14 protein-coding genes are annotated in these 15994 nt (G+C 55.2%); 11 read left to right on the forward strand and 3 right to left on the reverse strand.

The annotated features are described in order from the left end of the window. Nucleotides 1-2: 2 nt before the first annotated feature. The 6 genes from HCK03_RS12475 (at nt 3) to HCK03_RS12500 (ending at nt 7996) form a co-directional block, all read left to right on the forward strand. Nucleotides 3-1007 (forward strand): Zn-dependent oxidoreductase, encoded by a 1005-nt coding sequence (locus HCK03_RS12475; RefSeq protein WP_167691654.1) that lies wholly within the window; start codon nt 3-5, stop codon nt 1005-1007. 51 nt (nt 1008-1058) lie between these two features. Then, entirely contained in the window at nt 1059-2435 is a 1377-nt protein-coding gene (locus tag HCK03_RS12480) for an MFS transporter (protein WP_071844926.1), read from the forward strand. A 216-nt stretch (nt 2436-2651) separates the two neighbouring features. Further along, entirely contained in the window at nt 2652-4058 is a 1407-nt protein-coding gene (uxaC, locus tag HCK03_RS12485; protein WP_041145738.1) for a glucuronate isomerase, read from the forward strand. Between the two features lie 26 nt (nt 4059-4084). Then, on the forward strand, nt 4085-5629 hold the full coding sequence (locus tag HCK03_RS12490; protein ID WP_167691655.1) for an MFS transporter: 1545 nt from the start codon (nt 4085-4087) through the stop codon (nt 5627-5629). Nucleotides 5630-5808: 179 nt separating this feature from the next. Then, nucleotides 5809-7272, forward strand: coding sequence for a mannitol dehydrogenase family protein (locus HCK03_RS12495; protein ID WP_115192601.1), 1464 nt, complete (start codon nt 5809-5811; stop codon nt 7270-7272). A gap of 292 nt (nt 7273-7564) precedes the next feature. Further along, nucleotides 7565-7996 (forward strand): universal stress protein, encoded by a 432-nt coding sequence (locus tag HCK03_RS12500; RefSeq protein ID WP_041145735.1) that lies wholly within the window; start codon nt 7565-7567, stop codon nt 7994-7996. A 53-nt stretch (nt 7997-8049) separates the two neighbouring features. Here HCK03_RS12500 and HCK03_RS12505 read toward each other — a convergent pair whose 3' ends face one another. After that, entirely contained in the window at nt 8050-8736 is a 687-nt protein-coding gene (locus HCK03_RS12505) for a GntR family transcriptional regulator (protein ID WP_167691656.1), read from the reverse strand. An 89-nt stretch (nt 8737-8825) separates the two neighbouring features. Beyond that, nucleotides 8826-9575, reverse strand: coding sequence for a bifunctional NADP-dependent 3-hydroxy acid dehydrogenase/3-hydroxypropionate dehydrogenase YdfG (gene ydfG, locus HCK03_RS12510; RefSeq protein ID WP_041145733.1), 750 nt, complete (start codon nt 9573-9575; stop codon nt 8826-8828). A gap of 194 nt (nt 9576-9769) precedes the next feature. On the opposite strand from ydfG, the gene dcp reads away from it, so the two are divergent. From dcp to HCK03_RS12530, 4 genes are all read left to right on the forward strand, one after another. After that, nucleotides 9770-11815 (forward strand): peptidyl-dipeptidase Dcp, encoded by a 2046-nt coding sequence (dcp, locus tag HCK03_RS12515; RefSeq protein ID WP_041145732.1) that lies wholly within the window; start codon nt 9770-9772, stop codon nt 11813-11815. 626 nt (nt 11816-12441) lie between these two features. After that, the gene (locus HCK03_RS12520) at nt 12442-13179 is read left to right on the forward strand and encodes a metallophosphoesterase (protein WP_041145731.1); all 738 of its coding nucleotides are present in this window, start codon (nt 12442-12444) and stop codon (nt 13177-13179) included. Between the two features lie 234 nt (nt 13180-13413). Next, entirely contained in the window at nt 13414-14352 is a 939-nt protein-coding gene (locus HCK03_RS12525; RefSeq protein WP_167691657.1) for an omptin family outer membrane protease, read from the forward strand. Nucleotides 14353-14430: 78 nt separating this feature from the next. Then, nucleotides 14431-14592 (forward strand): hypothetical protein, encoded by a 162-nt coding sequence (locus HCK03_RS12530; RefSeq protein WP_155397506.1) that lies wholly within the window; start codon nt 14431-14433, stop codon nt 14590-14592. On the opposite strand, the gene blaTER is transcribed toward HCK03_RS12530, so the two are convergent. Next, a complete protein-coding gene (blaTER, locus tag HCK03_RS12535) occupies nt 14579-15433 on the reverse strand; it encodes a TER family class A beta-lactamase (RefSeq protein WP_041145729.1) in 855 nt (284 codons plus the stop codon). The two genes, HCK03_RS12530 and blaTER, sit on opposite strands and share 14 nt — an antisense overlap. 291 nt (nt 15434-15724) lie before the next feature. Between blaTER and HCK03_RS12540 the strand changes: the two genes are divergently transcribed. Continuing rightward, complete coding sequence (locus HCK03_RS12540) at nt 15725-15985, forward strand: hypothetical protein (protein ID WP_115193941.1); 261 nt, start codon at nt 15725-15727, stop codon at nt 15983-15985. Nucleotides 15986-15994 lie beyond the last annotated feature (9 nt).

Raw genomic sequence — 15994 nt, forward strand, 5'->3', positions numbered from 1 at the left:
AAATGAAAAGTATCGTTATCCGCCAGCCCAATGAGCTGGTGATTGAGGAGCGCGCGCTGCCAGAGCCTGCCGCGGGGGACGTTCGGGTCAAGGTTCAGCTGGCGGGAATATGCGGCTCGGATAGCCACATCTATCGCGGACACAACCCGTTTGCAAAATACCCGCGCGTTATCGGCCACGAATTCTTCGGCACTATCGATGCGGTTGGCGCCGGGGTGACGGATAAAACCGTGGGCCAGCGGGTGTGCGTGGATCCGGTTATCAGCTGCGGACGCTGCTATCCCTGCTCGGTAGGCAAACCGAACGTCTGCACCTCGTTGGTGGTTATCGGCGTGCACCGGGACGGCGGCTTCAGCGAGTATGCGGTGGTGCCGGCGAAAAACGCCTGGCAGGTGCCAGACGGCGTGTCGGACAGGCATGCGGTAATGGTGGAACCCTTCACGATCGCCGCCAACGTGACCGGGCAGGTGACGCCGACCGAGCAGGACGTGGCGCTAGTTTACGGCGCCGGGCCGATGGGCTTAACCACCATCCAGGTCCTTAAGCAGGTCTACAAAGTCGGCCAGGTGATTGTGGTTGACCGAATCGATGAACGGTTGCAGATGGCCCAGCGCAACGGTGCCGACCGCACGATCAATAACGGCGAGCACTCATTAGCCGAGGTGTTAGAGGTGAAGCCGACGCTGATTATCGACGCCGCCTGCCACCCGACAATATTACAGGAGGCGGTTACGCTGGCTTCACCGGCGGCCAGAATTGTCCTGATGGGATTCTCTACCGAGCCGTCGCAGGTGGCGCAGCAGGGGATTACTGGTAAAGAGCTGTCGATATTTTCCTCGCGGCTAAACGCCAATAAATTCCCGATTGTTTTGCGCTGGCTGGAACAGGGGCTGATTAATCCGGAAATGTTAATTACCCATGCCTTTGACTATCAACAGGTCGCTGAGGCAATTGAGCTGTTTGAAAATGACCGCAAGAGTTGCTGTAAGGTTTTATTAACCTTCTGACAGCCAATACAACGCCAGACTCTATATCCTACACAATTAGAGATTATAAAGATGACGACAGTAAAGAATGAGAGAACAACCTCCGATCTCATCCGCGCGGCTGTATCCGGTTGGTTAGGTACCGCGCTGGAGTTTATGGATTTCCAGCTTTACTCTTTAGGCGCCGCGCTGGTATTCCATGAAATATTCTTCCCCGAACAGTCTGCGGCGATGGCGCTTATTTTAGCCATGGGGACCTACGGCGCAGGATATATTGCCCGCATCGTCGGGGCGTTTATTTTCGGCAGAATGGGCGATAGCATCGGCCGCAAAAAAGTTCTTTTTATTACCATCACCATGATGGGCATCTGTACGACGCTGATCGGCGTTTTGCCCACCTATGCCCAGGTGGGGATCCTTGCGCCGGTGCTGCTGGTCACCCTGCGCGTGATTCAGGGGCTGGGCGCTGGCGCGGAAATATCCGGGGCCGGCACGATGCTGGCGGAATATGCGCCGAAAGGTAAGCGCGGCATTATCTCTTCGCTGGTGGCGATGGGAACCAACTGCGGCACCCTCAGCGCTACGGCAATCTGGGCGGTGATGTTCTTCCTGCTCGACCGCGAGCAGCTGGTGGCGTGGGGCTGGCGTATTCCGTTCCTTGCCAGCGTGGTGGTGATGATCTTCGCCATCTGGCTGCGCTTGAACCTCAAGGAAAGCCCGGTATTTGAAAAAGTCGCCGAGGGCGGCAGCCGGAAGAGCGCCGCCAGCAGCCAGGAGAATAGCTTTGGCGCGATGCTGAAGAGTAAATCATTCTGGCTGGCAACCGGCCTGCGCTTCGGCCAGGCGGGCAACTCGGGGCTGATTCAAACCTTCCTTGCGGGCTATCTGGTGCAAACCCTGCTGTTTGATAAAGCGATCCCGACAGATGCGTTAATGATTAGCTCGGCGATCGGTTTTATCACTATTCCGCTGCTGGGCTGGCTTTCAGATAAAGTAGGGCGGCGCACGCCGTATATTATCGTCAATATTTCGGCGATTATTTTAGCCTACCCGATGCTGGCAATTATCATGGATAAAAGCCACAGCGTGAGCACTATTATGGCATCGTTGGTTGTTATTCATAACGTGGCGGTACTGGGCCTGTTTGCGCTGGAAAATATTACCATGGCCGAGCTGTTTGGATCGCGTAATCGCTTCACCCGCATGGCTATCTCAAAAGAGATGGGGGGGCTGGTTGCCGTGGGTTTCGGCCCGGTGCTGGCGGGTATTTTCTGTAATATGACCGACTCGTGGCTGCCGGTGGTGGTGATGCTGATTTGCTATTCGGTGATCGGCTTACTGGCCGCCATCCTGATGCCGGAAGTGCGCGACCGCGACCTGAGCCTGGCAAACGATGCTGCCGATACGCTCCCGCTGCGTAAAGACGAAAAATCCGGCCAGTATATTTAAAAAAAGAGTCTGGCTCTGCGTCATTATCATCTCTGCTGATAGCTGGAAAGTATTTATTGATATTTAGATGGCCTCCCGGTCGCGCTGATTATTTTCTCTGGCGACTGTCCGGGAGCTCTGACTCTATTTTACATATTACGCAGAGAGTCAGGCGCCGCTGCGGATATATTCTCTGCATCTTATTGAGCAATGGACGTGATTGTTAAGAGGGGAGTTATGGCATTAATTAATGAGCGTTTTATGATGAGTAACGATCGTGGCGTAAGCTTATACAATGATATTGCTAAGGATCTGCCGATTATTGACTATCATTGTCATCTCGAGGCCAGGGACATTTATGAGAACAACGCCTTTGCTAATATAAGCGAGCTTTGGCTGGCCGGCGATCATTATAAATGGCGGGCCATGCGGGCTAACGCTATTGATGAACGTTTTATTACCGGCGACGCCGCAGCCGAGGAGAAATTCCAGGCCTGGGCGGAGACGGTCGAGTCCTGCTTTGGCAACCCGCTTTATCACTGGACTCATCTTGAGCTGCAGGCCTATTTTGACTGCGATGAAGCGCTGAATCGCCAAAGCTGGCGCCGAATTATGAACCACTGCAACGCGCGGCTGCGGGAGAACGCGTTCACGCCTCGCCAGCTGATCCTGCGCTCGAATGTCGAGACGATCTGCACCACGGACTCGCCGCTGGATACCCTGCATTACCACAAGCTCCTGAAGAGTGATGACGGCTTTCCGGTGAAGGTACTGCCCACCTTTCGCCCAGACGGTTTCTTCGAAGAGAACCCGCAGGCGTTCTTCATCTTTATGCAGCAGCTCGCGGCCATAGCCGATGTGCCGATCGCCACGCTGGATGATTTTGAAAGGGCGCTAGCCAACCGCGTCGACTATTTCCACGATGCCGGATGCCGCATCTCCGATCACGGTTTACAGGCTCTGGTCTGGCGCGAGGTGTCTCGGCAGGAAGCCGCAAGGCTCTTTGCGCAGAAGCTCAGCGGCCAGGAGCTGACCGCCGAAGAGCAGCATGGCCTGAATAGCGCGATTTTTGTGCTGCTGGCAAAGCACTACCGGCGCTGCGGCTGGGCGATGCAGATTCATTTTGGCGCCATTCGTAACAATAACAGCCTGATGCTGGAGCAATCCGGAATTAACTCTGGCTTCGACTCCATTGCCGATCAGCCGGCGCTTGCCGGCAGTTTGAATCAGTTTCTCGACGGCCTGAGCCGGCGCCATGCGCTGCCGAAAACCATCGTCTACAACCTGAATGCGGCCTACAACGACGTCGTGGCATCGGCCATTGCCAACTTTCAGAGCGCAGAGCACGGCGTTAAATCGCCGATCCAGTTTGGCTCCGGCTGGTGGTTTAACGATACCCGGCGCGGCATGGAGAGTCAGCTAAACACGCTGGCCGATCAGGGCTTACTAATGAATTTTATTGGCATGCTCACCGACTCCCGCAGTCTTATTTCGTATCCTCGCCATGATTATTTTCGCCGTATTCTTTGTAATTTAATTGGCGGCTGGGTGACGCGCGGTGAAGTCCATGATGATGAAGTGATATTAACCAGAATGATAAAAAACATCTGTCACGATAATGCGCAAGCATATTTTAAATTTTAATATTCATCCTGATGTGAGGATTTGATATGGCTCGGAGTAATAAGAAAATTACCATCCCGGTAAGTATCGGATATGGTATGACCGATATTATGGGGGGCGGAGCGTTTACCGTAATTGGTGCCTGGCTGCTGTTTTTTTACACCACCTTTGTGGGCCTCTCGCCCATTGAAGCCGCCTCTATTGTGGCCATTGCACGTATTGTGGATGCCATCGTTAGCCTGTTTATGGGCAGCTTTACCGACCACTTTTATAAGAATTACTTAGGTAAGAAGTTCGGCCGCCGGCGCTTTTTTCTGCTGATCGGCGCGCCGCTGATGCTGGTCTATGCGCTGCTGTGGCTGGATGGCATGAGCTACGGTTTCTACCTTGCGGTATATCTGGCGTTTGAGATTATTGCCGCCATGGTCTTAATTCCCTGGGAAACCCTGCCTTCGGAAATGACTAAAGATTTTAATGCGCGTACCAAGCTTTCAACCTGCCGCATGTTTCTCTCCGCTTCCGGAACCTTTCTCGCAACCTTTATTCCCGGCCTGCTGATTAATCACTTTGGCGAAAATGACGCCAGCGCCTATTTCATCAACGGGGTGGTGTTTGCGGTGCTGTTTATGCTCTGCGTGTTTATCTCGTGGAAGGTCACCTGGGAACGTGAGCTGACGCCGGAAATGCAGGCAGAGTTAGAAAGTAAAGCCGTGGAGAAGACCTTTGCCGAGAAGATGAGGTCCTTTGGTCATCTATTTAAGGAGTACGCTTCGACCCTCAAGGTTCGCGCGTTTCGCAAGCATCTGGCTATTTATCTGTTCTCGTTCACCGCGAAAGATGTTTATAACACGGTGTTCGTCTTTTTCTGCGTCTACTGCCTGAACGTCTCATCTTCGCTGGCGGGAACGCTGCTGTCGATGAGCATCGTGGGCCTGCCGGTTACGTTGGCGGCCGGTGTCGCTATTATCAAGTACGGCCCGTCGCGTCTGTACGTCTTCGCCTATTGCCTGATGATGCTGTGCCTCGGCGGGCTGTTCCTCGTTTATCAATTCCCGACGGACAATAAGGTTCTGCTGCTGCTGATCCTCGCCGGCGTGTACCAGGTGGGGCGCTGCGTCCTTGAATTTACGCCGTGGAACGTTTTCCCGTTTATCCCGGATATCGATGAAATGATCACCCGCCAGCGTCGGGAAGGCCTGTTCGCCGCCGTGATGACGTTTTCGCGTAAGACGACGGTGGCGATCGCCACGTTCGCGGTGGGGCTGCTGCTGCAAAGCGGCGGTTTTGTGAAGGGCAGCGTCAATCAGCCGCAGGAAGCCATTGATACCATCGCCATACTGCTTTTCGCCGGTACCGCAGGGCTGCTACTGATCGCGCTGTGGCAGGCGCTGACCTTCCACCTCAACAAGCAGACGCACAAGATCTTTGTCGATGAGGTCGATCGCCTGAAGGCCAACGGCATCAAGCAGAACGTCACCCCCGAAGCGCGACGCATTGTTGAAGACCTCACCGGCTACGACTATGACCAGCTGTGGTGCGATATCCCGGCGGAAAAACGTCGCCCAGAGCCGGCACCTTCGGCGCAAAGTTAAGCAAACCTGTGTGATAGCTTCTGGTTAAAAACAAAAAAATGCCAGACCTGTCACACAACATTGTATTTCTGTCGTACCAATCGCCCGTTAATTAATGCAAATCAAAACATAGGCACTCACGGGCGGTAATCTGGTATGGCAGTCAACACTCATACCGTTTCTATACAGCGAGTCTAAAGATGCAAAACACGCTTTTAACAGCCAGAGCAACGCTTCCTTCTTACGATCGCAGCACCCTTATTTCCCGTATCGTTCACCTCGGTTTCGGCGCCTTTCACCGCGCGCACCAGGCGGTCTATGCCGATATTCTGGCCGCGGAACACGGCAGCGACTGGGGGTATACCGAGGTAAACCTGATTGGCGGCGAGCAGCAAATTGCCGATCTGCAGCAGCAGGACCTGCTGTATACCGTCGCCGAAATGTCGGCGGAAGCCTGGACCGCGCGGGTGGTCGGCGTCGTTAAGCAGGCGATGCATGCGCAGGTTGCGGGGCTGGAAAGCGTGCTGGCAAAAATGTGTGAACCGCAGGTGGCGATTGTTTCGCTGACCATCACGGAAAAGGGCTACTGCCATTCACCGGCCAGCGGTGAGCTGCAGCTGGATCATCCGCTGATTGTTGCCGATATACAGAATCCGCATCAGCCGAAGTCCGCGCCAGGCGTTATCGTGGAAGCGCTGGCGCGCCGTAAAGCCGCCGGTTTACCGGCATTCAGCGTGATGTCCTGCGACAATATGCCGGAAAACGGTCACGTATTACGTAACGTGGTCTGCGCCCTGGCGCGGGCTATCGATAGCGAGCTTGCCGACTGGATCGCCGAAAGCGTGACCTTCCCGTCAACGATGGTCGATCGCATCGTTCCGGCAGTGACCCCCGCGACCCTGGATAAAATCGAACAGCTGACCGGCGTGCGCGATCCGGCCGGCGTCGCCTGCGAGCCGTTCCGTCAGTGGGTCATTGAGGATAATTTTGTCGCCGGGCGCCCGGAATGGGAAAAGGCGGGCGCCGAGCTGGTGGCTGACGTTGTGCCGTTTGAAGAGATGAAGCTGCGTATGCTCAACGGCAGCCACTCCTTCCTCGCTTATCTCGGCTACCTTGCCGGGTATCAGCACATTAACGACTGTATGCAGGACCAGAACTATCTTCGCGCCGCCCGCAGCCTGATGCTCAACGAACAGGCGCCGACGCTGAAAGTGCAGGGCGTCGATCTGGCTCGCTACGCCGGGCTGCTGATCGAACGCTACAGCAATCCGGCGCTTCAGCACCGGACGTGGCAGATTGCGATGGACGGCAGCCAAAAGCTGCCGCAGAGAATGCTGGATTCGGTACGCTGGCATCTGGCGCAGCGCAGCGATTTTAGCCTGCTGGCGCTGGGCGTAGCCGGCTGGATGCGCTACGTTGGCGGTGTCGACGACCGGGGCGAGGCGATTGAGATTTGTGACCCGCTGCTGCCGGTGATTCAGCAGGCCGTGCGCGCGAGCGCCGATGGCGAAGCGCGGGTGAACGCGCTGCTCGGTATCGAGGCTATCTTTGGCGCCAGCCTGGCGCAGGATCCGCGCTTTGTCGATGCGGTGACTCAGGCCTATCTCTCGCTGCAGAGCCGGGGGGCGAAGGCGACCGTTGCGGCCTGGGCACTGGCGCAGTAATCGTGCTTCAATGCCGCCGGCTCCGGCGGCATTAACGCTGCTTTGGCGAATAGCGTTCGCCAGCGCGTCTTACCCGTACGTCATTCCGCCGATCTTCACTCTTTCTGCAATAAATATGATCCGGGCCATTGCATATACATAACTATAGCTATCCACAGTTAAATAAATATAAGCTGTGTTTGTTTTAATGGCTTATGTATTTATTAGGCCGATTGTTTGTTCTCCATTTAGAGTGTTTATGGCATAGTGAAGCCTCTGGAATACACTTCCTCAGGAAAAAGGAGAGCGGGCTATGTACAAAAAAATTTTATTGCCTGTAGATGTTTTTGAAATGGATTTAAGCGATAAGGCGGTACGTCACGCTGAATTTTTAGCCTCAGCGGAAAACGGCGAAATTACGTTATTAAACGTCCTGCCAAACAGCAGTCGCTCTATTCTTCGCGGTTTTGCGGCCGATATTCATAAATTCGAAGCCTTTATGAAAGAGGAGTCGGAGAAAAAAATGAAGACCCTGTCGCGTCTGTTTTCAATCCCGCCAGAGCGTCTTCATACCCGGGTCGTGTTTGGCAACGTGCGTGATGAAATATTAGCTATCAGCAATAGCGATGAGTATGACGTGATTGTTGTCGGCTCGCGCAAACCGGGTATTTCCACCCATCTGCTGGGCTCTAACGCCGAGTCTATTCTACGCTACGCTAAAATACCGGTGCTGGTGGTTCGATAACGGCCCCGGTCTGCATCTTTAGCGGCAGGAGAGTGCACCTGCCGCTAGCGCAACTACTCTTCGCTAAACCAGTCGCGGTTTTCCTGGCGAATTAATAGTACCGACTCGCTAATTTCGTGCAGGTGCAGATGCATCGCCGCGTCTACCGCGTCGGCATCGCGATTTTCCAGCGCCTTGAAAATTTGGTGATGCTGACGCAGCAGCATTTCCGGCGAGCTGATGTGATCGAGGCTCATATAGCGTACCCGGTCAATCGTCGCCTTAATATTCTCCACGGTGTCCCAGGCAAGCTGGCAGTCGGCAATAAGCGACAGCTTCTGATGAAACTCATCGTCCAGCTGGAAGAAATCATTGAGCTGCTGGCGTTCAACCGCCGTGCGCTGCTGATTAAGATTTTGCTCAAGCTGATAAATTTGTTCGCTGTTGACCATTCCCGCCGCCCGACGCACCACCGCACACTCGATGGCCTGGCGCACGAAGCAGCCGTTGCGGACCTGCGAAAGGGATATTTTATTGACGTAGCTGCCGCGCTGCGGACGGATTTGGATCAGGCCATTTTCCGCCAGCTTAATAAACGCCTCGCGCACCGGCTGACGGGAAACGTCAAAGCGCACGGAGACTTCCTTTTCAGACAGCGGCGTGCCGGGTGGGATCAGACAATGGACGATATCCCGGCGGAGGATCCGATAAATCTGCTGATTTACCGGTTGTGTTGGATTGAGCTGTGATTCTACGGCCATTGATGGTTACTTTTTAATGGATTATGTGCGCTATTTTACGCGTTTTTTGCCTTTGCGCCCATACCCGGCCCGCAGGCCGGGCAAGGGGATTAGCCCTGACGGTGCACGCTGAGGCCGGCGAAGCTTTGGCTAACCGGCATCATTTCCAGAGTATTAATATTGACGTGTTTCGGCAGGTTGGCGACCCACCACACGGCTTCCGTCACGTCGTCCGGCGTCAGCGCCTGGGTATTTTCGTAGGCTTTGCCGGCTTTCGCGTCGTCGCCTTTAAAGCGGACGTTGGAAAACTCGGTGCCGCCCACCAGACCTGGCTCGATGTCGGTGACGCGAATCGCCGTGCCGTGCAGGTCGGTGCGCAGGTTGAGGCTAAACTGACGCACGAAGGCTTTGGTCGCCCCGTAGACGTTACCGCCCGCATAGGGCCAGTTGCCGGCGGTTGAGCCGATATTGATAATATGGCCGCGGTTGCGCTCAACCATCCCCGGCAGCACGGCGCGGGTCATATAGACCAGCCCCTTGTTGTTCGTATCGATCATATCTTCCCAGTCTTCAACGCTGGCCCTGTGCGCAGGCTCCAGCCCCAGCGCCAGACCGGCGTTATTGACCAGCACGTCGATGGCCTGCCATTGCGCAGGCAGGCCGGCCATCATCTCTTCGATGGCCGCGCGATTACGGACGTCGAGCTGGGCTGTATAAATGCCGTCGCCAAGCTCGTCTTTCAGCGTTTGCAGACGTTCTTCACGACGTCCGGTGGCGATCACTTTATGCCCATTCTCGACAAAGCGGCGGGTCATGCTCTCACCAAAACCTGCTGTTGCTCCGGTAACCAGGATAATCATCTTACTGTTCCTCAACGCTTTTGTGTCGTCATACCATAGCATGCGTTAACGCGGACCGGTAACGGAAATCACCGCGCCTGGTGTGGTTACAGGCGATGAAAAATGAGGCACAGCCAGGCGGCACTTCGAGAATTGATTGCGGTCAATCAATGAGTTGCCTAATCTAACCTGATGCCCGCAGCCTGGAGATAATAATGTCGGAAAATAACCCCTTTTTAAGCGTCAGCCTGCTGCCCTATCAGGCGCCGCGTTTCGATCTGATCGAGGATGAACACTACCGCCCGGCCTTCGATGAAGGCATGCGGCGCCAGCGCGAAGAGATTGCCGCGATAGTGAATAATCCGGCGCCCGCGGATTTTGCCAATACGGTGGTGGCGCTGGAGCTGAGCGGACAGCTGCTGTCTCGCGTGACCCGGGTCTTTTTTGCGATGGCCGGGGCGCATACCAATCCGCTTCTGCAGCAGCTTGATGAGCAGTTTTCCGCCGAGCTTGCGCAGGCGGGCAACGATATCTGGCTTAACACGGCGCTGTTTGAACGCGTGCAGCGCGTGTGGGAGGATCGTGAGCATCTGCAGATCGATGCGGAGTCCCGGCGCCTGCTTGAGGTTACCTGGCAGCGGTTTCTGCTGGCCGGCGCGCGGCTGGCGGAAGAGCAGAAATCGGTGCTGCGGGCGCTGAATACCCAGGCCGCGGCGCTGCAGAGCCAGTTCCAGCAGCGGCTGCTGAGCGCGGCAAAATCCGGTGGTCTGGTGCTTGATTATCTGCACCAGCTGGACGGGCTGAGCGCGGAGGAGATCGCCGAGGCCGCAAAAGCGGCGGCTGAAAAGGGTCTCCAGGACCGTTGGCTGCTGCCGCTGCTCAACACCACGCAGCAGCCGGCGCTGCTGTCACTGCGCAGTCGTCAGACCCGGGAAAACCTGTTTGCCGCAGGCTGGACGCGCAATCAGAAGGGCGATGATAACGATACCCGCGAACTGCTGCTGCAGCTGGTGGCGATCCGGGCGCAGAAAGCGGAGCTGCTGGGCGCGGCTGACTACGCCAGCTGGTCAATGGCCGATCAGATGGCGGGCGCGCCTGCCCAGGCCTTTGAGTTTATGCGCCGAATTGCTCCGGCCGCACGAGCAAGGGCCGAGCAGGAGCTGGCGGATATTCAACAGGTTATTGATGATGAAGGCGAGGATTTCACCGCCGCCGCCTGGGACTGGCCGTACTATGCGGAGCAGGTGCGGCGCGCCAGGTTCGCTATCGATGAGGCGCAGCTAAAACCCTATTTTGCGCTCGATCGCGTACTGCTGGACGGCGTATTCTGGACCGCATCGCAGCTGTTTGGCCTGCGCTTCGTCGAACGTTTCGACATTCCTGTCTATCATCCTGACGTGCGGGTGTGGGAAATTTTCGACGCTAACGGCGCCGGTATGGCGCTATTTTACGGCGACTATTATGCGCGAGATTCAAAAAGCGGCGGCGCGTGGATGGACGTGTTCGTTGAGCAGTCCACGGAGCTGCGGCAGCAGCCGGTTATCTACAACGTCTGCAACTATCAAAAGCCCGGCTCGGGCCGCAGCGCGCTACTGTCGTGGGATGAAACCATCACCTTATTCCACGAATTCGGCCACGCGCTGCACGGGCTGTTCGCCAGCCAGCGCTATGCCAGCCTGTCGGGAACCAATACCCCGCGCGATTTTGTCGAGTTTCCGTCGCAAATCTTTGAGCACTGGGCCAGCGAGCCGCAGGTATTTGCCCACTACGCGCGTCATTATCAAACCGGAGAGGCGATGCCCGACGCGCTGCGCGAGAGCATGTACCGGGCGGCGAAGTTTAATAAAGGCTACGACATGAGCGAGCTGCTGGCGGCGGCGATGCTGGATATGCACTGGCATAGCCTGGCGTCGGCGAAGGTCCCGCAGGAGGTGGACGCCTTTGAAGCTGCGGCCCTGCGCGCGGAGAAGTGCGATCTCGCCGCCGTACCGCCGCGCTATCGCAGCAGCTATTTTTCGCATATTTTCGGCGGCGGCTACGCCGCGGGCTATTACGCCTATCTGTGGACGCAGATGCTGGCGGACGACGGCTACCAGTGGTTTGTTGAGCAGGGCGGCCTGACCCGTGAAAACGGCCAGCGCTTCCGCGACGCGATCCTGTCGCGCGGCAATAGCACGGATTTAGCTGAACTTTATCGCCAGTGGCGCGGGCACGATCCTAAGATTGAGCCAATGCTAAAAAATCGCGGGCTGAGCGAGTAGGCAATTTTGCCAGGCAAAAGAGAGCCGGGCGTGGAGCCCGGCTTATTTGCGTGAAATTCATCTTGCCGAAAAGTCTGCAAATTTCTTCCAGGCGATTGAGTTCAATAGCGGCCGATTTGACCGCTGCTCTATCTGTACCGAGACTCATTGATTACCGGTCAGGGGATAGACCGGTGGTTTATTGATTATGGTATCAACGCAGGCCTGGCCCATGAAAATGTCCGCCGCCCGGCCCGCCACCAGGTCCACCGCCAGGTCCTCCAGGCGGAAGAATACAGCCGGAAAGAGACATCGCCCCGCAGAGCACAAAAACTAAAAGCACAATTTTTTTCATAAAAACTCCTCAACAGCCAGGAGGCTAATTTCAAAGCATAAATGTGAATATTTAATGGAGGACCTTAAGCTTCCTCTCGCCATACGGATTAAATAGGATTAATCCGCGGCAAAACCGGACAGGGCGAGGGTTCCTGCACGCTATGAGCGCGCTGACGAAGATGGCGCGCGAATGAATAGCCATAACGCGCCCGCGTGCGGGGCTCGTGGCGACAGGAGCACGGGGGCGTATCGCCGGGTTCCGTCACCGTCGAATGCGGTCGCTTTTTAGTTTTCTATATCAGGAGACTTAAATGATAATTGCTCAAATTTCAGATATTCACGCAGGCCCGGATAATAGCAATCTCAGCCGATTTGATAGCGCGTTAAAATGGCTCTATGCGGTTGAGCCGGACGCTTTAGTTCTCACCGGCGATCTGATTGATAACAGCTGGTTCGAAGGCTATGAATCCATTTATTCCCGTCTGGACATCCGACGTTTTCCGACGTTTATCCTGCCCGGTAACGCTGATAATAAGTCACTAATGCGCAGCGTATGGGGCGAACGCTTTTGGTCCGTAACTCCCTTCGCAGAAGGTCTTCATTTTGTTGCAGATATGGGCGAACTGCGCCTTATTGGATTAGATAGCACGATCCAGGGATCGTCTGAGGGCGCAGTGGGTAATCATCTTGCGTGGTTAGAAAAAAGCTTATCGTATGAAGATGACGCTCCCTCTATGCTCTTTTTACACCATCACATAATCCAAAGCGGTATTCCTGCTATGGATCACATCATGTGCAAAGATCACGCCCAGCTTGGCGAGTTTTTACAAAATAGTTCTCGTCAGCCCATTGCCATCGCAACCGGACACGTGCATCGACCGATAGCTGGGATCTTTTCCGGTATCCCGGCATATATCTGCGGATCAATTTGTCCTGCCAATCCTTTGTGGTTTGGCACAGAAATCGTTCCCCCCGTTAACGATCCCCCGTCATTAATGATTCACCGTTTTATTAACCACGCCTTAGTTAGCCACCACGTCTCGATTTAAATTATCAGGCTTGCGCGAGCCCCCGTTACTGGGCTCAGGGCAACGCGCGCTCAGGGTATGCTGTTATAAGCATGGCGAAAGGCCTCTTAAAGGGAATGGCATATATACCGAATACTTCGAGGGTAAATAGTTTCAGCGTGTATTAATGACAAAAATTGACAGTTGTTCGATATTTGTATGAGTTTTAGACTTTAGCCGCAACTTATGGATTGTTCTTTGATTATGGGAATAAAAATGAAAAAAAGTACCGTTGCGGTAATGATGATGGTCACTGTTTCAGGGACGGCTTATGCGCAGTCAGCACAGTTCACTCCGAATTTCTCGCCAGAAAGTTTTACTGTATCGACTTCCGCCGGGATGCTGAGTGGAAAATCTCATGAGATGGTTTATGACGCAGATACGGGGCGTAAAGTTAGCCAGCTGGACTGGAAAATAAAGAACGTCGCTATTCTGAAAGGCGATATAGCCTGGGATGCCTACTCCTTCCTGACGCTGAATGCCCGCGGCTGGACATCTTTGGCTTCTGGATCTGGCCATATGGATGATTACGACTGGATGAACGACAGTCAGCCCGGATGGACGGACCACTCGTCCCACCCCAGCACCACCGTCAATTACGCCAATGAATACGATCTTAACGTGAAAGGCTGGATATTCCAGGACGATAACTACAAAGCTGGCGTCATTGCAGGCTATCAGGAAACGCGTTTCAGCTGGACGGCAACCGGCGGCGCTTATAATTATGATAACGGTGCCTACACCGGCAATTTCCCGACAGGTGAACGTGGTATTGGCTACAGCCAGCGATTCTCCATGCCCTACGTGGGCCTCGCGGGTCAGTACCGTATTAATGACTTTGAATTTAATGCCTTGTTTAAATTCAGTGATTGGGTCCGGGCGCATGATAACGATGAGCACTATATGCGCGATCTGACCTTCCGGGAAAAAACGACGAATTCACGCTATTACGGTACGTCAGTGGATGCCGGATATTACATCACGCCGAAAACCAAAGTTTTTGCCGAATTCACCTACAGTAAATATGAAGAGGGCAAGGGAGGCACTCAGATTATTGATACTAACAGCGGCGAATCAGCTTCAATCGGCGGTGATGCAGCGGGCATTTCGAATAAAAACTATACCATCACCGCCGGGCTGCAATATCGATTCTAAGTTTACTTCAGGAGCGCTCGCAGAGGCGGCATCACCGATGCTCGCCTCGTGCGTAGAGAATGCCGCAGGGAATATAGTGTGAAGGGAACTCTGCGCAGAGTTTTACCCGTTATTCTCGCCGCCGCGCTGATCAGCACCTGTACCGATACGCCTGGGCAGAACGGGCTGATGTACCGGGCCGGTGACGACCTCAATTCTGCCGCCGCCGCGAACGACAGCACGCGCCTTACCAGTGCTTAACCAGCGTCTCACCAATCTCGGCAATCTGCCGGTTCCGCTCATCCATTGAGGCCTCGGTGCCGGTTAAATAAATAATTACGATGCGCGCGGGCTGCCCGTCCGGGCCGAGGGCGGCGATAATACCGCGCGACCCGCGGTTGCCCGCGCCGGTTTTGTCAGCGATAAACCAGCCATGCGGCAGCGCCGAGCGCAGCAGCGGGCCGGCAACCTTATCGTCAACCATCCAGCTGCGCAGCTGCTGTCGCGATGCGGCGGAAAGCACGCTGCCGGTGAGCAGATTGCGCAAGGTTTTGGCCATCGCCAGCGGCGTGGTGGTATCACGCGCGTCGCCGGGCAGGGCCTCGTTAAGCTCGGTCTCCCAGCGGTCGAGGCGCGAAGTCTGGTCTCCGCTGCGACGCAGGAAGGCGGTCAACCCCTGCGGGCCGCCGACGCTCGCCAGCAGCAGGTTAGCGGCGGTGTTATCGCTAAGGGTGATTGCCGCAGCGCACAGTCCGGCTACCGTCATGCCGTCGGCGAGGTGCTTTTCGGTCACCGGGGAGTATTCAACCAGATCCTGTTGACGGTAGCGGACGCGGCGATCGAGCTTCTCCTCTCCGGCATCCACGCGCGCCAGTACCGCCGCGCAGAGCGGCACTTTAAAGGTGCTCATCATCGGGAAACGCTCGTCGGGGCGATAGCTTGCCAGCAGCCGTCCGCTGGCTAAATCCAGCTCCGCGTAGCCTACTCTGGCCTCGAGCTGGCGCTCAGCGGCTTTGACCTGGTTTACCGTCGCCTCATGCGCCCAGGCGGGCAGGGCGAACAGGGCGAGCAGGAGGATCGGGGCAAAAAGAGAGTGGCGCATTCCGGTGACTGTTCCTTCGTTTTTATTTCTTCACGCCGCTATGGGTAAAGCCCGGCGACGCCCGCACCTGAAAATAATGCGAAATAAGAGTTGTGAAGATTCACAATTTCTCTTTTTTCCTTCATCATTCGTCAGCTTTTAGTCGTAATAATCAATGCTTAGCTCAGTATAAGAAAGAGTTTTTTTATTTAGGGCCGGTATGAACTATAAGAATGTACTGAAGGTAGCGCTATTGCTACCAGCGGTCGGCTATCGAACGTTAATCATTGACCCCAATCCGGGAGGAACATGGTGGACCTGCTAATTAAGGTCATGCTGGTGGGGGGGAAGGCGGATGGCCTGCTGGTCAGCGTCGCCGATACCGCGACGGAACTTTCCGTCACCGCCGCGCAATATGGCGCGAAATCCGGGCAGCCGCTGAGTTATCGGATCGTGTCGCAGACAATCGATAATGAGCGTTACTTTTTTGGCGTGTTTAGCGATACTCATGACGACACGGATAAACTAACCAGAGTTGCGCTGACCCGGGGTATGAAGAAATCGCTGTGCTGAGCCTGTGCC

The sequence above is a fragment of the Klebsiella terrigena genome, assembly GCF_012029655.1.
GTDB lineage: Bacteria > Pseudomonadota > Gammaproteobacteria > Enterobacterales > Enterobacteriaceae > Klebsiella > Klebsiella terrigena.